Here is a 21,179-nt window from a genome sequence, read left to right as displayed (position 1 = left end):
CCGGAAGCCTGCCCATGCGTTGCCTGATGTTCGCCTGCTGCATCCTGTTCAGCCTGCCCTCGCTCGCCCTCGACCGCTCGCGGGTCGAGGGCTATCTGTTGCCCAACGGCCTGCAGGTGATCCTCAAGTCCGGCTACGAGCGCGACCACGTCGCGATCCGTCTGGTGGTTGGCGTCGGCCTGGACGACTTCCCCTGCGACCAGCGCGAGCTGCCGCACCTGCTCGAGCACCTGCTGTTCAGCGGCCTGGACGACAGTGGCGAAGGCGGCCTGGAAGAACGTCTGCAAGCACTGGGCGGCGAATGGAATGCCTTCACCAGTGCGGCCGACACCACCTTCGTGGTCGAGGCCCCGGCGCGCAACCAGCGCAAGGTACTCGACCTGCTGCTGGCGGCGGTGCGCGACACGCGCATTGACGCCAAGGCCCTGGCCACGGCGAAGCGGATCGTCGAGCGTGAGGACGGCGGCCACTACGGTCACCTGCAACGCTGGCTGGACCGCCAGGACATCGGCCACCCGGCCAGCGATCAACTGGCGGTCGAGCTCGGGCTGAAATGCGCCGAGCGCTCCGACATCGCCAGCATGAGCCTCAAGCAGGTCCAGGCCATGCGCGAACATTGGTATGCCGCCAACAACATGAGCCTGATCGTGGTCGGTGGCCTCGATCGTTTGCTGCCCGCCTACCTGGAGCGCACCTACGGCGAATTGCCTGCCACCGAACCCGGCGAGCGGCGCAACCTGGACAGCATCACCCAGCAGGCCGAACAGCGCCGCGACCTCACCCGCGGCTGGCTCGGCGACAGTGCCAAGCTGCACTGGCTGTTCATCGAGCCGGTGCTCGACAGCGACCACGAGCAGACCCTCGACCTGCTCTCGCGCTACCTCGACTGGACGCTCTACGATCAACTGCGCCTGCGCCACGGCCTGTCCTACGGTCCCTCGGTGCGCCGGGAAAGCTTCGGCGACAGTGGCATGCTCAGCTTCAACGCCGACCTGGAACGCGGCGACATCGACCAAGCCGTCACCGTGCTGCAAGCCACGTTCGATGACCTGCGCAAGCATGGCCTGGACCCCGACACTTTCGCCCGCCTCAAGGAAGCCGCCATCGCTCGGGAAAGCTGGACCAGCCAGGGAAACAGCGCGTTGGCCGACTATTACTGGGGCGCGCTGAACGACTACGAGGACGGCCGCTTCGGCGATCCGATCGGCAAGCTGCGCAAGGTCAGCCTGGCGCAGGCCAACGATGCTCTGCGCCAGTTGCTGGCCACGCCCGGTTATGTGCGCATCGAGAAACCGCTGCTGGGCTATGACGAGTTGTACGGGCTGGTGGCGCTGGTGCTCGGGCTGATCCTGGCCATCGGGCTGCTGCGACGCCGCCGCCAGCCGGCGGATCGTCCCAGCGGTGCTACGCGTGAACGTTGAATTGGCGTTATTCTGAGCCGGCCGTGTCGCGGGTGAATCCGTGACACGGCCAGAACCGTCACCTCACCTTGCTGCCAGCCTCCATGCCCCCCATACCCCAGATCGTCCAGCGCATCATCGAACTGCTCAAACGCTACCCGGGAGTCATCGCCTTGGGCGGTTTCCTGTCGGGCATCGGCAGTTTCATCCTGGTCGACCGCCAGGCCGGGCTGGCCAGCTGGATCGCCATCCTGCTGTTGGTCAGTTGGATATGGCTGATGCTCGAGAACACCCTCACCGGCCTGTTCGCCCGCACCTTCAAGCGCGAAATCCCGCAGCCGCTGCTGCGCTATGCGACGCAGATGATCCACCAGGAGAGCCTGTTCTTCGTCCTGCCGTTCTTCTTCATCACCACCACCTGGAACAGCGGGCAACTGGTGTTCACCGGTCTGCTCGGCGCAGCGGGGCTGATTTCCATCGTCGACCCGCTGTACTACCGCTGGCTCGCCCCGCGCCGCTGGCTGTTCCTGGCCCTGCACACGCTCACCCTGTTCGCCGCGCTGCTCACCGCACTGCCGATCATCCTGCACCTGACCACCGCGCAGAGCTTCAAGCTGGCGCTGATCGCCGCCATGGTACTGTCGTTCCCGAGCCTGGCCAGCAGCTTCCCGATCAACACCTGGCGACGCGGCGTGATGCTGGTGGTGCTGACCCTGGCGATCGGCGGCGGCGGCTGGTTGCTGCGTTCCTGGGTGCCGCCGGCGACCCTGTGGATGACCGAAGTGGCGGTGACCACGCAGATGCAGGACCGAGAGCCGGGCGAGTCGCTGGAGCAGATCGACGCCAGCCGCATCCGCAGCGCCGGCCTGTACGCCTACACCTCGATCAACGCCCCACGCGGCCTGAACGAGCGGATCTTCCACGTGTGGCAGCAGGACGGCAAGGAAGTGGACCGCATTGCCCTGGACATCCATGGCGGGCGCAAAGAGGGCTATCGGGCCTGGACCCACAAGCAGAATTTCCCGCCCAACCCGGTGGGCAAGTGGCAAGTGCGGGTGCTGACCGAGGACGGTCAGGTCATCGGCGTGCTGCGCTTCAAGGTGGTCGAGGATGGGACGGCGGGGTGAGGTCCGATCACTGCGTCGCCTTCATCGCGGGACGAGCCCGCTCCCACAGGTATTGCGCGGGTTCGATAGAGGTGGATGTCTGTGGAAGTGGGCTTGCCCGGCGATGCAGCCACCACCGCTGCAACAGGCTATGATCTGCCCCACCGCCGTCGTGCAGAGCCAAAGACATGGAGCCCAGCGTCACCCTCGACACGCGCCAGCACCCTACGCGACTCGCCATCACCGGTGACTGGACCCTGGAGCACTACGCTCGCCTACGGCGCGACAGCGAGCGCCTGCGCGACCAATACGGCGCCGAGGCTCAGGTCGATCTCACCCAGCTTGGCCGCCTCGACACGGCGGGCGCCTCGCTGCTGGCCGAGCTGCTGGGCGCCGAACGCCTGGCGAACTGCACCCACGAACTGCCCGCCGCCAGCCGCGCCTTGCTGCAGACGGTCTATCGCTCGCTGCAGGACTACTGCATCCCGCTCAAGGAACCCGAGCAGCCCGTGCTGCTGCAACTGCTCGCGCGCATTGGCTGCGCCGTCGACACACTGTGGCAGGACACCCGGCAACTGCTGGGCTTCGTCGGCCTGATCCTGGCCACGCTCGCCACCCGCCTGTTCCAGCCGCACCGCTGGCGCCTCACCCCGGTGGTGGCACACATCGAGCAGACCGGTCTGGACGCTGCCCCCATCGTCGCCCTGCTGACCTTCCTGGTCGGCGCCGTGGTCGCCTTCCTCGGGGCCACGGTGCTGGCCGACTTCGGCGCCACGGTGTTCACCGTCGACCTGGTGGCGTTCTCCTTCCTGCGCGAATTCGCCGTACTGCTCACCGCGATCCTCATGGCCGGGCGCACCGCCAGCGCCTTCACCGCGCAGATCGGCTCGATGAAAGCCAACGAGGAAATCGACGCCATCCGCACCCTGGGCCTGAACCCGATCGAGCTGCTGGTGGTGCCTCGGGTGCTGGCGTTGCTGATCGCCCTGCCGCTGCTGACCTTCGTCGCCATGCTCTGCGGCATGGTCGGCGGTGCGGTGGTCTGCGCGCTGTCGCTGGACATCCCGCCGGCGATGTTCCTGTCCCTGCTGCAGAGCGATATCGGTGTGCAGCATTTCCTGGTCGGCCTGCTCAAGGCGCCGTTCTTCGCCTTTCTGATCGCCGCCATCGGCTGCCTGGAGGGGTTCAAGGTCAGTGGCAGCGCCGAGTCGGTCGGCGCCCACACCACCTCGGCGGTGGTGCAGTCGATCTTCGTAGTGATCGTACTGGACGCCGTCGCGGCGTTGTTCTTCATGGAGATGGGCTGGTGATCGGCAAGGGCGAACTAGTGATCCAGGCGCGTGGCCTGGGCAACCGCTTTGGCAGTCAGGTGGTGCACCAAGGGCTGGACCTGGACCTGTATCGCGGCGAAATCCTCGCCGTGGTCGGCGGGTCGGGTAGCGGCAAATCGGTGCTGCTGCGCAGCCTCGTCGGCTTGCGTCGACCCAACGAGGGCCAGGTGACGGTATTCGGCCAGGACCTCAACGCACTGAATGACGACCAGCGCTCGAGACTGGAACGGCGTTTTGGCGTGCTGTTCCAGAAGGGCGCGCTGTTCTCCTCACTGACCATTACCGAAAACGTCGCACTGCCCTTGATCGAGCACGCCGGCCTGTCGCGCGCCGACGCCGAGCACCTGGCCGGGGTAAAGCTGGCGCTGGCCGGGCTGCCCATCAGCGCGGCGGACAAATACCCGGCTGCGCTGTCCGGCGGCATGATCAAGCGCGCCGCCCTGGCCCGCGCCCTGGCGCTGGACCCCGACATCCTGTTTCTCGACGAACCCACGGCCGGGCTGGACCCGATCGGTGCGGCGGCCTTCGATCAGCTGATTTTGACGCTGCGTGACGCCCTGGGCCTGTCGGTATTGCTCATCACCCACGACCTCGACACCCTGTACACCATCACCGACCGCGTCGCCGTGCTGGCGCAGAAGAAGGTGCTGGTGGCCGGCCCCCTGGCCGAAGTCGAACAGGCGGACGATCCCTGGATTCACCATTACTTTCACGGCCCGCGCGGGCGGGCGGCGGCACAGGCCGCTGCCGGCGCGGCACAGGAGCACTGAAGCATGGAAACCCGCGCGCATCACGTTCTCATCGGGCTGGTCGCCGTGCTGGTGGTGGCCGGTGCCATGCTGTTCGGCCTGTGGCTGGCCAAGTCCAGCGTCGACGACGCGTTCAAGGACTACGAAGTGGTCTTCAGCGAGGCGGTGTCGGGCCTGTCGCGTGGCAGCCCGGTGCAGTACAACGGCATCAAGGTCGGCGACGTCAGCAGCTTGCGCCTGGACCCGCAGGATCCGCGCCGCGTGCTGGCCCGCATCCGCCTGAGCGCCGACACGCCGGTCAAGCAGGACACCCAGGCCAAGCTGACCCTGGCCGGCGTGACCGGCAACACCTTCATCCAGCTCAGCGGCGGCACGCCACAGAGTCCGGCGCTCAAAGGCAAGGACGGCCAGTTGCCCGTGATCGTCGCATCGCCCTCGCCGATTTCGCGCTTGCTCGACGACAGCAGCGACCTGGTGACCAACGTCAACCTGCTGCTGCACAACGCCAACCAGATGTTCTCCGACACCAACATCGAGCGCCTGAGCAACACCCTGGCCAACCTCGAGCAGACCACCGGGGCCTTCGCCAGCCAGAAGGGCGGCATCGCCCAGGCCATCGAGCAATTGGGCCAGGTGGGCAAGCAGGCCAATGCCACCCTGGCCGAGACCCAAGCCTTGATGCGCAGCGCCAACGGCCTGCTGGGCAGCGAGGGCAAGCAGGCCATCGGCAGCGCCGAGCAGGCCATGCAGTCGTTGGCGCAGAGCACCGCGACCATCAACGAACTGCTCTCGCACAACCGCGAAGCCTTGGACGACGGTGCCCAAGGCTTGAACCAACTGGCGCCCGCCATCCGCGAGCTGCGTGAGACGCTCAACGCCCTCAAGGGCATTTCGCGGCGCCTGGAAGCCGACCCCAGCGGCTACCTGCTGGGCCGCGAGCCGAACAAGGAGTTCCAGCCGTGAAATCGCCTCTACGCCTGCTCGTCGTGGCCGGCCTGCTGAACCTGGCCGCCTGCTCGATCCTGCCGCAAGGCGAGCCGAGCGATGTCTATCGCCTGCCGGTGCATCAGGCCAGCCACACCGCCACGCCCGTGAACTGGTCGCTGCGCCTGAACAAGCCGTTGGCCAGTGAAGCGCTGTCGGGGTCGCGCATCGCGGTGATTCCCGCAGGCGACGTGATCAGCAGCTACAAGGGCGCGCGCTGGAGCGATCCGGTGCCATTGCTGGTGCGCAACCGGCTGCTCGATGCCTTCCAGCGCGATGGCCGGGTGCAGCGCCTGAGCGCCGATGACAGCAACCTGCAGGCCGACTACGAACTGGTCGGCGAACTGCAGGCATTTCAGAGCGAGTACGGCTCGGCCGGTGTAGACGTGGTGATGCGCTATGACGCCCGACTGGTGCAGGGACGTAGCCAGCGCATTCTCGCCAGCCAGCGCTTCGAAGTGCGCCAGCCGCTGAGCGAAAAGCAGGTGCCGGCGGTGGTCAGTGGCTTCGGCGCCGCGGGCGACACCCTGGCGCGCCAGGTGGTGGACTGGACCGTGACCCAGGCTTCAGGGTTTCAGGCTCAGGCGAAGAACCAGTAGCACACGCAGATCGCCGCGATCACCCCGGACAGCTCAGCCAGCAGCGCGCAGCCCACGGCGTGGCGCACACGCTGGATGCCGACCGCGCCGAAGTACACCGCCAGCACGTAGAAGGTGGTTTCGGTACTGCCCTGGATCGTGGCTGCCACCAGCGCCGGGAAGCTGTCGACGCCTTGGGTCTGCATGGTCTCGATCAGCATCGCCCGCGCGGCGCTGCCGGAGAACGGCTTGACCAGCGCCGTGGGCAAGCCTTCGACGAAACGACTGTCCATCCCCAGCCATTCGACGCCGTGGCGAATGCCATCGAGCGCCAGCTCCAGCGCCCCGGAGGCGCGCAGCACACCCACCGCCACCAGCATCGCCACCAGATACGGCAGCAGGCTCTTGGCGACGTCGAAGCCCTCTTTGGCGCCCTCGACGAACGCCTCGTAGACCTTCACCCGGCGTAGCGCACCGATCACCACGAACAGCATGATCACGCCGAACAGCGTGAGGTTGCCGAGGATCGACGACAGGCTGGCCAGCGCCGCCGCCGACAGCGTGCCGAGAAACGCCATGAAACCGCCCAGCAGCAGCGCGCCGGGAATGAAGTAGGCCAGCACCACCGGATCCCACAGGCGCAGGCGCTGCATCACCGCCACCGAGAGCAGACCGACCAGCGTCGAGACGCTGGTGGCCAGCAGGATCGGCAGGAACACCAGGGTCGGGTCGGTGGCGCCCTGCTGGGCGCGGTACATGAAGATGGTCACCGGCAACAGGGTCAGGGATGAGGCATTGAGCACCAGGAACAGGATCTGCGCATTGCTCGCCGTGGTGCTGCTGGGATTGAGCTCCTGCAAGGCACGCATGGCCTTCAGGCCGATGGGTGTGGCGGCGTTGTCCAGGCCCAGGCCGTTGGCGGCGAAGTTCATGGTGATCAGGCCCAGGGCAGGGTGGCCAGGCGGCACCTCGGGCATCAGGCGGGCGAACAGCGGGCCGAGTACCTTGGCCAGCCATTCGACGATGCCGGCCTTCTCGGCGATCTTGAGAAAACCCAGCCACAGGGTGAGGGTGCCAAACAGCAGCACCATGACCTCGACCGACAGCTTGGCCATGGCAAAGATGCTCTCGACCATGGCAGCGAAGATCCCGGCGTTGCCGCCCACCAGCCACTGGGCCAGGGCGGAGATGGCCGCTACCACGAAGAAGCCGAGCCAAAGGCCGTTGAGCATGCGCCTGTTCCCCTGTGAAAAATGCCGGAATGATAGCGCAAACGGGGGCGACCCGACCCCTCCGCACCATGCAAAAAGCCCCGACAGGTCGGGGCTCTTGGGTGCAACGCCAGGTTTACTGGTTGACGGTCTTGCCCGTCGCCACGGCGTGTGGCTTGGCGCCGGCCTGGAACAGCGAGTTGTAGTACGCCTCGCCCTTGGCGCTGTCGTACATCCCCTGCCACTTGGCGATCACCACCGCGGCCAGGGCGTTGCCCACCACGTTCAGGGCGGTACGGGCCATGTCCATGATGCGGTCGACACCGGCGATGAACGCCAGGCCTTCCAGCGGAATACCCACGCTGCCCAAGGTCGCCAGCAGCACCACGAAGGACACGCCCGGCACACCGGCGATGCCTTTGGAGGTGACCATCAGGGTCAGCACCAGCATCAGTTGCTGGCCGATGGACAGGTCGATGCCATACAGCTGGGCGATGAAGATTGCCGCGATGCTCTGGTACAGGGTCGAGCCGTCGAGGTTGAACGAGTAGCCGGTGGGCACCACGAACGAGCAGATCGACTTCGGCGCGCCGTACTTCTCCATCTTCTCGATCACCCGTGGCAGCACGGTCTCGGAGCTGGACGTGGAGTAGGCGAGGATCAGCTCGTCTTTCATGATGCGCATGATCTTGATGATCGAGAAGCCGAACACCCGCGCCACCAGACCCAGCACCATGAAGGCGAAGAAGGCGATGGCGAAGTACACCAGCAGCACCAGCTTGGCCAGCGGCAGCAGCGAGGCGAAGCCGAAGTTGGCGACCGTGGCGGCGATCAGGGCGAACACACCGATCGGCGCGTAGTTCATGATCATGTGGGTGACCTTGAACATGGTCTCCGATACGCCCTGGAAGGTCCGCACCAGCGGTTCGCGCAGCTCGGCATTGAGCGACGACAGCCCCATGCCGAACATCACCGAGAAGAAGATGATCGGCAGCATTTCACCACGCATCAGCGCGGCGAAGATGTTCGACGGGATCAGGTTGAGCAGGGTTTCGATGAACGCATGCTCATGCTGCACCTCGGCCGCCGTGGCCTGGTATTTGGAAATATCGACGGTACCGAGGGTGCTCATGTCGATGCCGGCACCCGGATGGAACACGTTGGCCATGACCAGGCCTACCACGATGGCGATCGTGGTCACCACTTCGAAGTAGAGAATGGTCTTCAGGCCGATGCTGCCCAGTTTCTTCGCATCGCCAACCCCGGCGATACCCACGATCAGCGACGAAATCACGATCGGGACGACGATCATCTTGATCAGGCGAATGAAGATGTCGCCGGCGGGCTGAAGGACGTTGCTGATCCACCATGCCTTTTCTGCACTGAAATGATTCAGTAGCGCGCCGACTGCAACGCCCAGTACCAGACCGATCACGATCTGCCAGGCGAGGCTCAGTTTTGCCTTCTTCATGTCATTACCTTTGTTGTAGTGGTCTTGGGTTGCCCGGCTATAAAGCGCGTCCCAGAGCCTTCGGCAATGAAACGGCCAGCGATGGGCTTCCGTCCGGCGACCCGCTTGGAAGGCCGCCGCCCGCGAGCGAAAGAACGCTCGGGCTTGCGAAAAAGGCGCAACTATTGCGATGAGGGCCGGGCCAGTCTAATGCCGTAAACGACTACCCCATGCCGAATCGGCATAACAGAAACGGCTATTTCGGCCAATACAGCCGCTGAAAAATCAGCGTATTCGGTTTTCCGAACACGACCGACGTGCCATTTCACGGCCGAAATGACCAGATGTGCAGAGCGCTAAAAGGAGGGTGTTCGACAATCCGAATGGGCACTTTAACGGTCCACTGGCGGAACCGAAGCGCAGGATTTTTTTCGACATACGGTTGAGACAAAATGTGTCTCGGCGGGAAATTGCGTAAAGCAGGGTTTCAAACGATCAATGGACGCTCCGGAAGCCAGGTCAGCGTGGCGGGTCTGCATGTGCCCGCACTGACCTGGATCTTCCGATGCTGTCGCTCCTGACCCGGCCCTCATCGGGGGTACTCCCTGTACCCCTAGGCCACTCCGACCCTGAATCGATCAAAGCGGCCCGGCCCCCTGGTCATGTGCAGCCCCTCATCGGCGCCGCGCATCATAGAAGCCGCAAGCTTGAAGGCTGCAGGCTTCCATCTGATTACAAACGACGACCGCTGGTCAGTACCAGTTCGGGTCACGCTTGAGCTGCTCTTTGAGCAACTGCTGCATGCCTTCGTTCGGTTTACCCAGCCAGCGGTAATCAGCATGCCGCGTTGGCGACTTGTCCGAAGGCAGGCCTTCGGGCACTTCGACCAACATTGCGTAGGCATTGTCCTTGTCCCAGCTGAACGCTACGATCAAACGCTTGTACTTGCAGTTGGTCTCGGACTCGCAGAGCGGCCCGACCATGTACTTGTCACCGTCCTCGGTGACGGCGGACATCTGCTCATTCGAGCTGCCGCTGAGGTTGATCACCCATTCGGGCAACCGCTCCTCCCCTTTGATCGCCTTCTGCCAAGCCTGCCGATACTGCTCGTCGGACCCTAGCAGCTGGCCCACTCGCATCTGACCGTCATTACCTGCCAGCGCCCCGGTCGCACCGCCCAGCAGCAGGGCGGTGGCCAGAACATTGCGGAGCACCTGTTTCATCGACGTCCGCGTCCGAAGAAGAAGGAAGCGACGAACAGCACCAGGAACACGATGAACAGGATCTTGGCGATACCGGTCGCGGCGCCGGCGATACCACCGAAGCCCAGCACTGCGGCGACGATAGCGATGATCAGGAATGTGATAGCCCAGCTCAGCATGGTGTTTCTCCTTTCTTTTCGGGATTCTTTCCAGGGTTGAATCGGTGTGCCGTCAGAACACCCAGCGCTCTTGTGGAACGATGCGCTCGACCGTGGCCGGCGAGGCATTGGTCGCCGGCAGCGGTTGAGCGGCTCGAACCAAGGTGTTGGCGTGGGTGGTGCGAAGTTGCGCCAGCAGCGCTGTTTGCGCAGCCACCTGATCGGCCAGACGTGCGGTCTGCACGCTGTGGTAGAACAGGCCGGCAGCCAGGGTCAGTACCAGAGCCACAACCAGATACACCATCGGGTGTACGGACAACGCGGCGACCTGCGAACGATTGACGGATTGGCGATTCATGCCGGCGACTCCTGCAAATGTTGTTATCCAACTCTTGCAGTAGGTATTGCAGCCTGCATGCCAGGTTTTTAATCAAATAAAAAACCTTATAAATCAATCACTTAACAAATAAATCAAAACCACTGGGGAACGTATCCTGCACGATGACGTCGTGCAGCCCGTGCGTTTTGCACGATCACCCCTCGACCTTGCTGGCGACCTTCAAGAGGTCGGCGTCGACCCCACGAACGCCCAGGATCTGCCCGGCGATCTGCACCGCGATGGACTTCTGTTCATTACTCACCACTTCACCGGACAAGCGCACCATGCCGTCCTGGCTCGCCACCTTTATATTCGGGCCGTCCAGGTTGCGACTGAAGCGCAAGCTGCTTTGCACCTTGTCGATGATCCAGGCATCGCTGGGCTGCGGCCCGCTCGGCGCGGTCACTGGCTTGTCGCGGGACAGAGCCATGGCGGCCGAGTCCAGGCTGATCAGGTTATTGACCAGATACACACCCTCGGTCGTTCGGGCGATCACCCCGGCCTGTTCCTTGGCCTCGACGTTGTCCACTCGCCCACGCATGGTCACCACGCCCTCGCGGCTCTCGACCTCGATCGGCGCCTTCTCGGTGACCCGGCTCCACAACAGCCGAGCGCGAATGACGGAGGTGAGGGTGGCGTCTTCCAGGCGCTGGGCATAGGCCCGCAATTCCAGCGGCCGCTCGGCCAGTTGCGGATTGACCTGCAGCCGGTTGTCCACCCGCTCGATGCCCCGGGTGGCCAGGGCCACGCGCTCTGCCAGATCACGCTCGACCGGGTTTTCCACTTCGCCACTGAGGCGGGCCTGGGCGCCCTCGACCTGGACTTCGATGCGGAACGGGTTGAGCAGTTTGTTCAGGGACACCGCCGTCTGCACCGCGCCCTCCAGGCGAGCGTCCTGTACGGAATCGGCAAAGGCGGGGACCGCCGCCAACAACAGGCTGGCGGCCAGAACGGTATGACGCGAGAACAAAGACATTGGGCTTCTCCTTTATTCGTGACAAATCCCACGCTCATCGCAACCTGCATGCCAGGTTGAAAAAAGCGTAAAAAACATAACTATTTCAATCGGTTAACCAATAACCTAGGCAACAGCTAGCCTGCATAGGGCGTAATCCTTCAGAATCGACCATGCAACTTGCCCGATTTTTCCGACACTAACCCAGATCATTCCCACAGGAGCGCAGGAAAAATGGAATCAGCCCAGGATAACCAAGGCCGCATTCTGCTGGTGGACGACGAGTCCGCGATCCTGCGTACCTTCCGTTACTGCCTCGAAGACGAGGGCTACAACGTCGCCACGGCCAACAGTGCTGCCCAGGCAGAGACACTGCTGCAGCGCCAGGTGTTCGATCTGTGCTTCCTCGACCTGCGCCTGGGTGAAGACAATGGCCTGGATGTGCTGGCGCAAATGCGTATCCAGGCGCCATGGATGCGGGTCGTCATCGTCACCGCACACTCGGCGATCGACACCGCGGTGGACGCCATCCAGGCTGGCGCCGCCGATTACTTGGTCAAGCCCTGCAGCCCCGATCAACTGCGCTTGGCCACCGCCAAGCAGTTGGAGGTGCGGCAGTTGTCGGCTCGACTGGAAGCGCTCGAAGGCGAAGTGCGCAAACCCAAGGACGGCCTGGATTCGCACAGTCCACAAATGATGGCGGTGCTGGAAACCGCACGGCAGGTGGCCACCACTGATGCCAACATTCTCATCCTCGGCGAATCCGGTACCGGCAAGGGCGAGTTGGCCCGCGCCATCCATGGCTGGAGCAAACGCGCACGCAAGGCCTGCGTCACCATCAACTGCCCGTCGCTCAACGCCGAGCTGATGGAGAGCGAACTGTTCGGTCACACCCGCGGGGCCTTTACCGGCGCCAGCGAGAGCACCCTTGGACGGGTCAACCAGGCCGATGGCGGCACCTTGTTCCTGGACGAGATCGGCGACTTCCCGCTGACCCTGCAACCCAAGCTGCTGCGCTTCATTCAGGACAAGGAATACGAGAGGGTGGGCGATCCGGTCACCCGTCGCGCCGATGTGCGCATCCTGGCGGCAACCAACCTCAACCTCGAGGAAATGGTGCGCGAGAGTCGCTTCCGCGAAGACCTGCTGTACCGCCTCAACGTCATCACGTTGCACCTGCCGCCCCTGCGCGAGCGCAGCGAAGACATCCTCACCCTGGCCGACCGTTTCCTGGCGCGCTTCGTCAAGGAATACTCGCGTCCGGCCCGCGGCTTCAGCGACGAAGCCCGCTCGGCACTGCTCAATTACCGCTGGCCCGGCAACATCCGCGAACTGCGCAACGTGATCGAACGCGCCAGCATCATCTGCCCGCAGGAGCGCGTGGAAATCACCCACCTGGGCATGGGCGAGCAACCCACCGGCAACGCCCCACGGGTCGGCGCAGCCCTGAGCCTGGACGAACTGGAACGCGCGCACATCGGTGCAGTGCTGGCCGCCAGCGACACCCTCGACCAAGCCGCCAAGACGCTCGGCATCGACGCCTCGACGCTGTACCGCAAACGCAAGCAGTACAACCTGTGAAGTGGCACATGAAGCTGCGCACGCGGCTGTTCCTCAGCCTTTCGGCGCTGGTGACCGTCGCGCTGCTGGGCCTGGCACTGGGGCTGATCAGCGTGCTGCAGATGGCCTCGGTGCAGCAGCAGATGGTGCGCGAGACCAATCACACCCTGGAAATCGGCCTGAAGCTGCGGCAGAACCTGGGTGAGCAGTTGACGCTGATCCTCGACCCGCAGACCGATCCGAAAAGCCTGACCCACCTGCAGGACAGCTTCAGCACGCTGTTGGCGACCGGTCTGGAGCAGGGCGGCGAGCGCACGGGCTTTGGCAAAGCGCAGAGCCATTACCCAGCCTTTCTCCGGGCCTACCGCGACAGCCCCGAGCCGTGGCGCAGCATGGGCCTGGATAACCCACTGGGCGCCGCCTTCAACCAGGTGCGCAACGACCTGATCGACTCGCATCGCCAGGCCCTGGAGCAGATCGCCCGCAGTGAAGAACACACCCGCGAGCGCGCATTGCTGGTCAGCGGAGTGCTCGGCCTGATGGGGCTGACGGTGGTGGTGCTGGGCTTCGTCACCGCGCACAACCTGGCGCGTCGCTTCGGCCAGCCGATCGAGGCGCTGGCCAAGGCCGCCGACCAGGTCGGCCAGGGCAACTTCGAGGTGACCCTGCCAATCACTCAAGCCAATGAGCTCAGCCTGCTGACACGCCGCTTCGGCCTGATGGCCGACGCCCTGCGCAAGCACCAGGCCACCAACGTCGACGAGCTGCTGGCCGGGCAGCAGCGCCTGCAGGCAGTGCTCGACAGCATCGACGACGGCCTGCTGATCATCGATCGCCAGGGCCGTCTGGAGCACCTCAACCCGGTCGCTCAGCGCCAGTTGGGCTGGGACGCTTCGCGGGTCGGCAGCAGCCTGGCCGAAGCACTCAGTCGACCTGAGCTGGAGCAGCAGATGCGCCAGGTCCTGCGCGGCGGCAGCCTGGACCGTGCGCCGGAAGACCTGAGCATCGAGATCGACGAAGAAACTCGGCTGCTGACCTTCAGCCTGACCCCGGTCAGCCACCCTCAAGGACCGATCCTGGGCGCAGTGATGGTGCTGCACGACGTCACCGAGCAGCGCGCCTTCGAGCGCGTGCGCAGCGAGTTCGTCCTGCGCGCCTCACATGAGTTGCGCACACCGGTCACCGGCATGCACATGGCCTTCGGCCTGCTGCGCGAGCGGGTCAAGTTCCCACCCGAGGCCCGCGAGCATGACCTGCTCGACACCATCGGCGAAGAAATGCAGCGCCTGACCCAACTGATCAACGACCTGCTCAACTTCTCCCGCTACCAGAATGGCTTGCAGAAGCTGGAGCTGGCGCCCTGCGCCATCGACGAACTGCTCGAGCGGGCGCAGGCGCGCTTCGCCGAATCGGCCGCGGACAAACAGATCGAGCTGGTTAGCGAGCTCGAGCAACCCTTGCCACGCATCCAGGCCGACGCCGCGCAACTGGACCGGGTGCTGGACAACCTGTTGCACAACGCCATCCGCCACACCGCCAGCGGCGGTCACATCCGCCTGCATGCACGGCGACATGCCGAGCGCGTCATCGTCAGTGTCGAGGACGATGGCGAGGGCATCGCCTACGGCCAACAGGGACGGATTTTCGAACCGTTCGTGCAGGTCGGGCGCAAGAAAGGTGGCGCCGGCCTGGGCCTGGCGCTGTGCAAAGAGATCGTGCAACTGCATGGCGGGCGCATGGGCGTGTTCTCCCGACCAGGGCAGGGCACGCAGTTCTACATGGCGCTGCCGGTCTGAGGACGAGCGCAGGCTGGCCGTTCAGGGCTTGGCCTTGCTGCGCCAGCGCGGCTGCACCCGACGCCCGAGACCGATCGAGTCGATCAGCTCCCGGGCGCTCAGCGGATGGGCGAACAACCATCCTTGTCCATGCTTGACCCCCTCCAGGGCCAGCAACGCCGCCTGCGCTTCCGACTCGATACCTTCGGCGATCACCCGCAAGTGCAGGTCATGGGCCATGCGGATGAGGTGCGGGGCGATGGCACTGTTAGTCGTGTCCTGGCCGAGCCCCTCGATGAAGGCCTTGTCGATCTTCAGGCCATCCACCGGCAAGGCCTGCAAGTACGACAGGCTGCAATAGCCGGTGCCGAAGTCGTCGATCAGGATCTGGTGACCCGCTGCGCGCAGGGCCTGCAAGGTATCGCGCGCAGCGACCACATCGACCAGGCTGCGCTCAGTGACTTCGAACGCGAGTTGCTGCGCGGGCACACGGTGCTGGGCCAGTAGCCGCGCGGCGACATGACCGATGCGCGGCAGCATGACGTCGCAGGCGGCGAGGTTGATCGAAATGTACAAGTGACGATGAGCCCGCAACAGCGGGCTCAGTTGCTCCAGCACACGCTGCAGCACGAAGTCGGTGATCTGCTGGATCTGCCCGGTGTCCTCGGCCAGCGGAATGAACAGTTCCGGGCTGGTCAGGCTGCCGTCCGCACGCCGCCAGCGCACCAGCGCTTCGGCGCCCACACAGCGGCGGCTGTCGAGCTCGAAGATCGGCTGGTACAGCACTTGTAACTCACCGCGCCGCAAGGCCTTGCGCAGCTTCGCGCCCAATGAGCGGCGGCGACGAATCAGGCGCAGCGTCAGCCATCCCAGCAGGCTGGCCAACAGCAGGCTGGCGCCGATCATCAGCCACAGCAACGTGTCGCCCGGCAGGGGCAGGCTCTGCCGGGGCACGATGAGCACGAGTTGATAGTCGGGAAACTGTGTGGGCATGCGGTAAATCAGGCGATCGCTGAGTTCGAGCAAGGCCTTGGGCGAGGGCGGTGGCCAGTCGGGCGTCGGAGGCCAGGGCTGCGGCGGGCCCAGGACCGGGATGGCGCGCCGGCCGCCATCGAGCACCACCAGCAGGCTGCCGCCCTGCGGCAGGTCCACCGCGTCAGCCAGGTGTCCGCGCGAGGTCGAGACCAGGAACGAACCTCGCCCCAGTACCAGCGCGGCGAGGTTGTCGTTGGGTTCGGCTGAGGTATTGAGCCAATAGCTGTAGGTGGGACCATGGATATCGGGGGCGCGATCAGGCCGGATGACCTGGCCGCCACCTCGGCTGGAACACGCGACGGCTCCATCGAGATAGACCGCCTCGTAGACGAAGCGATAGTTCAACCCCACGTCGCGCAGGGCCTGGCGCATGGGCGCGTCGCATTGGCGGCTGGCGACCGCCTGCAAATGATCGACGCCCTCGCGCAACTGCCCGAAGATTTGCTCCAGGCGCTCCAGGAAGCGCTCGCCGCGCGCGTTCATCTGCGCGCTTTCATGCTGCCTGGCTTGTTGCACCGACACACCGACGCTGGCCGCCAGCAGCACGCTGGCGCTGGCCAGCGCCACCAGTACCGCCTGCAACCAGGGACTGCTGATAATTTGACGCACGGTGGCGATGAACAAGGGCATGCGCGGCATCCAGTTGAATAACCAAGGTATAGCAACTGGATGGTGAATTGGCTCGTGACGATTTAGCCTGCCGGCTCAACGCTGGGTATTGAGCACCTGCAGCATCGCGGCTGTCTGCGCATCGGGCGTGCCGTCGAACAGCTGCGGGCGGAAACGCATCTGGAAGGCGCCGATCACGTGGCGGGTGGCGACATCCAGCTCGCCGGTCTGCTCGATGGCGTAGCCAAACCGCGCCAACTGCTGCTGATACCACAGCGCACTGGGCGGGTTGGCTTCGAAATACACCTGCTGACGTGCCACCGCATTGGCATTCGGCCAGACGCCGAGCCCGGCATCGGCCAGGCGCTTCCAAGGGAACATCGGCCCTGGATCGAGCTTGCGCAGCGGCGCGATGTCGCTGTGACCGATGATGTTGCGCGGTGCGATGCCATTGCGCTGAACGATGTCCTTGACCAGGGCGATCACGGCCTGGATCTGCGCTTCGCTGTACGGGTGCCAGACACGCCCGGTCGGCGTGTCGGTGTAGCCAGGGTTGACGATCTCGATGCCGATGGAGCTGGAGTTGAGCCAAGTGCGGCCCTGCCACTGGCTTTCGCCGGCGTGCCAGGCGCGGCGGTTTTCATCCACCAACTGATAGACCGTGGCATTGCCATCGCCAACCAGATAATGACTGCTGACCTCACCGTGGGTGAGCAGCGCCAGAGAGCGCTCCAGCGAAGCATTGGTGTAATGCAGGACGACGAACTGGATGCGGCTGTCCTGGTTGGCCGAGGGGTGGCTGCGGTCGATGCGCAGGCCACTGGAGCAGCCGGTGAGGAGCACGAGGAACAGGGTGGTGATCAGGGTTTTCATTGGCGGGGCACGTCATGAGGGCAGTCAGCGATACAGTATAACGAGCTGCTGGCGATTACCCAGTCAGGAAAACCTTCGACCTGACGGTCAGCCCAGCTCGATTCGATTGCGGCCCTGGCTCTTGGCCCGGTACAGCGCCTCGTCCGCACGCTTGAGTGCCTGCTCGCCGCGTTCGCCCGAGCGCAGCGCAGTAAGGCCGATGGAGGTGGTGACCACAACGCGCTCGCCCTTGAAGTGGAACGGGCAGGCCGCGACCGCCGCACGCAAACCCTCGACCACCTGCAACGCCGCCTCCGGCGCGCTCTGCGGCAGCAGCAGAACGAACTCCTCGCCGCCGAAGCGGGCGATGAAGTCACGCCCGCGCAGGCGTTTGCGCAATTGATCGGCGACGATCTTCAGTACCTTGTCGCCTGCCAAGTGGCCGTAGCCATCGTTGATGCGCTTGAAGTGGTCGAGATCGAGGATGGCCATGGCCAGGTGCCCGCCCTCGGACTGCCAGTGGCCGACTTCGCGCTCGACCTGCTCGGCCCAGGCGGCGCGGTTGGGCAATCCGGTGAGCGGATCGAGCAGGGCCTTCTGCCGCTGCTCTTCGAGGTGCTCGCGATAGCCGAGCGCCTCCTGCTCCATGCTGCTGACGCGCTCGGCCAAGCCCTGCAAACGCACGGCCAGGGCCTGCTCGCGGCGGTCGCGTTCGTGCTGGTGCTGATCGAGGGTGACCAGCAGGCCCTCCAGGCGGCTGTCCAGCAACTGCTTGAGGCTGTCCATGTCGACTGCACCCTGCACGCTGCTTTGCAGGCCGTCGACCTGCTCGCGCAGTTGGTCGTCCAGTTGGCGCGCGGCGCTGCTGTTGTCGGCGTGCCCTGCGCTAGCCTCCTGCAAATGGCTCTGGAAGCTTTCCAGGCGCTCGTTGATCTGTTGCAGATAGCGCTCGAACTCGTGCTGGCCGCTGTCGTTGATCGCCAACATCAGCACCGCCAGATCGTCCAGCACGGGAATCAGCTCGTACCAGTTCAGCCCGCGGGCAACCCGCTCGCGCATCTCCAGGGCTTGGGCCTGATGCCGCTCCGGCAGGCTGAGGTCGTCGAGCAGGCCAAGCAGGGTGTGCTCGATATGCTCGGCAACCTGGCTGTAGGGCGGCTCCACGGCATCGGGCAGGGCGTAGGTGGCGTCTTCATCGAGCGCACCTTCGGCCAGCGGGGTGGTGGCGGACGTATCCTCCTCAAGCGGCGCCTCAGGGGTCGCCAGCGTCTCGACAGGCGCCCAGGGCGCAACGACCTCGACGGATTCGGGTTCGCCCTGAGGCTCGGCACTGACAACAGGCTCGGCCGCTTCGACCGACGGCGGCAGAGGCTGATCGGCGTGGAGTTCGGCCGGCGCTTGCGCAGGCGATTCGACACGCGCTTCGGCCAAGGACTCAGGCTCGGCACGGGCGGGCTTGGCCTCGACAACAGGCGGCATCGGCTGCGGCGGGACGGGCGCCTCAGGCTCAAGGATGGGTTCGACGACGGGCTGGCTGGCGGGTTCGGGCTCAGGGTCCGAGCGCGACGCGATCACCGCTTCGGCAGGCGGTCGCAGCGTTTGCGCCTGCGGCTCTACGGGCTCGGCTGCAGCGCTCTCGTCCCGACCACCGAACAGGCGTTGGAACAGGCCAGGGCGGCTGTCCTCGCCGGCCTTGCGCAGTGACGACAGCGCCTGGGCCTGCAAGCCGCTGAGCTCGCCGAGCAGCGGCGGCAATTCACGCGACTGGCTGACGCCGCCATCGAGCTTCTTGGCCAGCTTTTTCAGCGGCCGGGAGACATCGCCGGGGAGTTCCAAGCCCTGCAACTGGGTGACCAGCGAGGTCAGCGCATCGCTGACCTGGTTCATGCGGGTTTCGCGCCGCTGTTCGGACTCCAGTACCGCCGTTTCCAGGCGCGGGATCAGGCCGGCCAGCCCGGCGTCCATGCTGTCGCCGCGGATCACCTCGCGCATTTCCTTCATGCACTGGTCGACCACCTTGTCGCTGCCCTCGGCAGCCAGGGTGCTGCGTACCAGGCCACGGCGCAGCAGGTCGAGGCGGGCTTCCCAGCGCCGCTCCAGCTTCTCCTGCTGCTCGAGGCTCTTGAGGTACTTTTCTTTCCAGCGCTCGGCTTCGTCGGTCATGCCTGGGTCCGCAACGGTGATGGCATCGGGGAAGGGTAACTACTGGATGTCGGCGAGAAGCGCCAAGTCTTGAGCGCTTCAGCGCACCGCCGGCAGGGCATCGGGCGTCAGGGCAGCGGGCAAACGGATCTCCACGGCCACGGGCAGGTGATCGGAGATGGGCTGGGACAGCACCTCGACCCGTTCCAGGGTCAGGCTCGGACTGAGCAGGATGTGGTCCAGGCAGCGTTGCGGGCGCCAGCTGGGGAAGGTGGCCTCGACTTGCGGCGCGATCAAGCCGAGGTCGCGCAGCGGCGAGCGCTCGAGCAGGTCGTTGGCATGGGTGTTCATGTCGCCCATGAGAATCTGGTGGCGATAGCCGCCGATCAGCTCGCGGATGTAGGCCAGTTGCAACGCACGGGTCTTGGCGCCCAGCGCCAGGTGCATCATCACCACGATCAGCGCGTCCTCACCCTCGCCGAAGCGCACCAGAATGGCACCACGACCGGCTGGGCCGGGCAGGGGGTGGTCTTCCAGATGCTGGGGGCGCAGGCGGCTGAGTACGCCGTTGCTGTGCTGGGCGAAACGCCCGAGGTTGCGGTTGAGCTGCTGATACCAATAGGGGAATGCCCCGAGCTGGGCCAGATGCTCGACCTGGTTGATGTAGCCCGAGCGCAGGCTGCCACCGTCCGCTTCCTGCAGGGCCACCAGGTCGAAATCGCCGAGCAGCTCGCCGATTTTCTGCAGGTTGCCGGCCCGACCGTTGTGCGGCAGCAGGTGCTGCCAACTGCGGGTCAGGTAATGACGGTAGCGCTCGGTGCTGATGCCGACCTGGATGTTGAAGCTCAGCAGCCGCAGGCGACCATCTTCCGGCAGGCCGGGGGCCTGCAGGTGATGCTCGTTGACCCGCGGCTGGTGCAGGCCGACGCTTCGCGTTTGACGCAAACGGGCCATGGTGACGCCGCCTACTTGGCGGCGCGCTCCTTGGCGATCAGCTGGTCAGCAACGTTCAGCACGCCTTCCGGCCCGCCGGCGGTGCCCAGGTCGAAGCGGTACTTGCCATCGACGACCATGCTCGGTACGCCGGTGATTTCGTACTTCTTCGCCAGTTCCTTGGCCTGGTTGACCTGGCCCTTGATGGCGAAGGAGTTGAAGGTGGCGAGGAACTTGTCCTTGTCCACGCCCTGGGTGGCGAGGAAATCGGCCATGTCCTTCGGATCGGTCAGGCGCTTGCGCTGGTTCTGGATGGCGTCGAAGACGGCAGCGTGAACCTTCTGCTCGACGCCCATGGCTTCAAGGGTCAGGAACATCTGGCCGTGGGCGTCCCAAGGGCCGCCGAACATGGCCGGAACGCGCTTGAAGTGGACGTCCTTGGGCAGCTTCTCGACCCAGGGATTGAGGGTCGGTTCGAAGTGGTAGCAGTGCGGGCAGCCGTACCAGAACAGCTCGACGACTTCGATCTTGCCAGGCTCGGACACCGGCACCGGTTGGCTCAGCTCGATATATTCCTTGCCTGCCACCGGCTCGGCGGCCTGGACGGCAGTCATACCGAAGACGCTGGCGGCGACCAGCGCAGTGCTGAGAATCAGTTTACGCATGCTTTACTCCTGGGCGATCTGTGGTCGCCTCGACGCGACCTGTGCTCAGACAGGCCACGACGGGCTCGAGTTCTGTAGTGTAACGGCTGAGCGCGCAAAAAAGGC

General features: G+C 64.9%; 19 protein-coding genes. 8 read left to right on the top strand and 11 right to left on the bottom strand.

What is annotated here, in order from left to right; all coding sequences use genetic code 11:
- Positions 1-14 precede the first annotated feature (14 nt).
- From ACK2SD_RS00455 to ACK2SD_RS00430, 6 genes are all read left to right on the top strand, one after another.
- Complete coding sequence (locus ACK2SD_RS00455) at positions 15-1,421, top strand: M16 family metallopeptidase (protein ID WP_412461085.1); 1,407 nt, start codon at positions 15-17, stop codon at positions 1,419-1,421.
- Positions 1,422-1,504: 83 nt separating this feature from the next.
- Positions 1,505-2,527, top strand: a complete 1,023-nt coding sequence (locus ACK2SD_RS00450; RefSeq protein ID WP_039582013.1) for a DUF5924 family protein — start codon at positions 1,505-1,507, stop codon at positions 2,525-2,527.
- 167 nt (positions 2,528-2,694) lie between these two features.
- Positions 2,695-3,816, top strand: a complete 1,122-nt coding sequence (locus tag ACK2SD_RS00445) for an MlaE family lipid ABC transporter permease subunit (RefSeq protein WP_412461084.1) — start codon at positions 2,695-2,697, stop codon at positions 3,814-3,816.
- Complete coding sequence (locus ACK2SD_RS00440; RefSeq protein WP_412461083.1) at positions 3,813-4,607, top strand: ABC transporter ATP-binding protein; 795 nt, start codon at positions 3,813-3,815, stop codon at positions 4,605-4,607. Before ACK2SD_RS00445 ends, ACK2SD_RS00440 begins: the two co-directional genes overlap by 4 nt.
- A 3-nt stretch (positions 4,608-4,610) precedes the next feature.
- Complete coding sequence (locus ACK2SD_RS00435) at positions 4,611-5,549, top strand: MlaD family protein (RefSeq protein WP_295485349.1); 939 nt, start codon at positions 4,611-4,613, stop codon at positions 5,547-5,549.
- Complete coding sequence (locus tag ACK2SD_RS00430) at positions 5,546-6,169, top strand: ABC-type transport auxiliary lipoprotein family protein (RefSeq protein WP_412461082.1); 624 nt, start codon at positions 5,546-5,548, stop codon at positions 6,167-6,169. The genes ACK2SD_RS00435 and ACK2SD_RS00430 overlap by 4 nt, the downstream gene beginning before the upstream one ends.
- Here the strand turns inward: ACK2SD_RS00430 and ACK2SD_RS00425 are convergent.
- The 6 genes from ACK2SD_RS00425 to ACK2SD_RS00400 all read right to left on the bottom strand — a co-directional run bounded on the left by ACK2SD_RS00425 (position 6,151) and on the right by ACK2SD_RS00400 (position 11,524).
- Complete coding sequence (locus tag ACK2SD_RS00425; protein WP_039582022.1) at positions 6,151-7,380, bottom strand: nucleoside recognition domain-containing protein; 1,230 nt, start codon at positions 7,378-7,380, stop codon at positions 6,151-6,153. The genes ACK2SD_RS00430 and ACK2SD_RS00425 overlap by 19 nt on opposite strands.
- Positions 7,381-7,495: 115 nt before the next feature.
- Positions 7,496-8,830 (bottom strand): glutamate/aspartate:proton symporter GltP, encoded by a 1,335-nt coding sequence (gene gltP / locus ACK2SD_RS00420; RefSeq protein WP_029613190.1) that lies wholly within the window; start codon positions 8,828-8,830, stop codon positions 7,496-7,498.
- A 731-nt stretch (positions 8,831-9,561) separates the two neighbouring features.
- On the bottom strand, positions 9,562-10,032 hold the full coding sequence (locus ACK2SD_RS00415; protein WP_412461081.1) for an inhibitor of vertebrate lysozyme family protein: 471 nt from the start codon (positions 10,030-10,032) through the stop codon (positions 9,562-9,564).
- Positions 10,029-10,190 (bottom strand): DUF1328 domain-containing protein, encoded by a 162-nt coding sequence (locus ACK2SD_RS00410; RefSeq protein WP_023532363.1) that lies wholly within the window; start codon positions 10,188-10,190, stop codon positions 10,029-10,031. Before ACK2SD_RS00410 ends, ACK2SD_RS00415 begins: the two co-directional genes overlap by 4 nt.
- A gap of 52 nt (positions 10,191-10,242) precedes the next feature.
- Positions 10,243-10,527, bottom strand: coding sequence for a hypothetical protein (locus tag ACK2SD_RS00405; RefSeq protein WP_039582031.1), 285 nt, complete (start codon positions 10,525-10,527; stop codon positions 10,243-10,245).
- A gap of 175 nt (positions 10,528-10,702) precedes the next feature.
- Positions 10,703-11,524 carry a BON domain-containing protein gene (locus tag ACK2SD_RS00400; RefSeq protein ID WP_412461080.1) on the bottom strand — a complete coding sequence of 274 codons (822 nt, stop codon included), beginning with the start codon at positions 11,522-11,524 and terminating at the stop codon, positions 10,703-10,705.
- 213 nt (positions 11,525-11,737) lie between these two features.
- On the opposite strand from ACK2SD_RS00400, the gene algB reads away from it, so the two are divergent.
- Positions 11,738-13,084 carry a sigma-54-dependent response regulator transcription factor AlgB gene (algB, locus tag ACK2SD_RS00395; protein WP_039582036.1) on the top strand — a complete coding sequence of 449 codons (1,347 nt, stop codon included), beginning with the start codon at positions 11,738-11,740 and terminating at the stop codon, positions 13,082-13,084.
- On the top strand, positions 13,081-14,859 hold the full coding sequence (locus tag ACK2SD_RS00390; RefSeq protein ID WP_412461079.1) for a KinB sensor domain-containing domain: 1,779 nt from the start codon (positions 13,081-13,083) through the stop codon (positions 14,857-14,859). Before algB ends, ACK2SD_RS00390 begins: the two co-directional genes overlap by 4 nt.
- A gap of 21 nt (positions 14,860-14,880) precedes the next feature.
- Here the strand turns inward: ACK2SD_RS00390 and ACK2SD_RS00385 are convergent, their stop codons facing one another.
- From ACK2SD_RS00385 to dsbA, 5 genes are all read right to left on the bottom strand, one after another.
- The gene (locus ACK2SD_RS00385; RefSeq protein WP_412461078.1) at positions 14,881-16,503 is read right to left on the bottom strand and encodes an EAL domain-containing protein; all 1,623 of its coding nucleotides are present in this window, start codon (positions 16,501-16,503) and stop codon (positions 14,881-14,883) included.
- 75 nt (positions 16,504-16,578) lie between these two features.
- Complete coding sequence (locus ACK2SD_RS00380) at positions 16,579-17,355, bottom strand: N-acetylmuramoyl-L-alanine amidase (RefSeq protein ID WP_116889883.1); 777 nt, start codon at positions 17,353-17,355, stop codon at positions 16,579-16,581.
- Positions 17,356-17,442: 87 nt separating this feature from the next.
- The gene (locus tag ACK2SD_RS00375) at positions 17,443-19,497 is read right to left on the bottom strand and encodes a diguanylate cyclase (protein WP_412461077.1); all 2,055 of its coding nucleotides are present in this window, start codon (positions 19,495-19,497) and stop codon (positions 17,443-17,445) included.
- Positions 19,498-19,575: 78 nt separating this feature from the next.
- Positions 19,576-20,430, bottom strand: coding sequence for an endonuclease/exonuclease/phosphatase family protein (locus tag ACK2SD_RS00370; protein ID WP_412461076.1), 855 nt, complete (start codon positions 20,428-20,430; stop codon positions 19,576-19,578).
- An 11-nt stretch (positions 20,431-20,441) separates the two neighbouring features.
- Positions 20,442-21,074 carry a thiol:disulfide interchange protein DsbA gene (dsbA, locus tag ACK2SD_RS00365; protein ID WP_029612507.1) on the bottom strand — a complete coding sequence of 211 codons (633 nt, stop codon included), beginning with the start codon at positions 21,072-21,074 and terminating at the stop codon, positions 20,442-20,444.
- Between the last annotated feature and the right edge of the window lie 105 nt (positions 21,075-21,179).

This window comes from Pseudomonas sp. SC11 (genome assembly GCF_047039205.1).
GTDB classification, from domain to species: Bacteria; Pseudomonadota; Gammaproteobacteria; order Pseudomonadales; family Pseudomonadaceae; genus Aquipseudomonas; species Aquipseudomonas boreofloridensis.
This window is presented reverse-complemented; position numbering and strand designations above follow the sequence as displayed.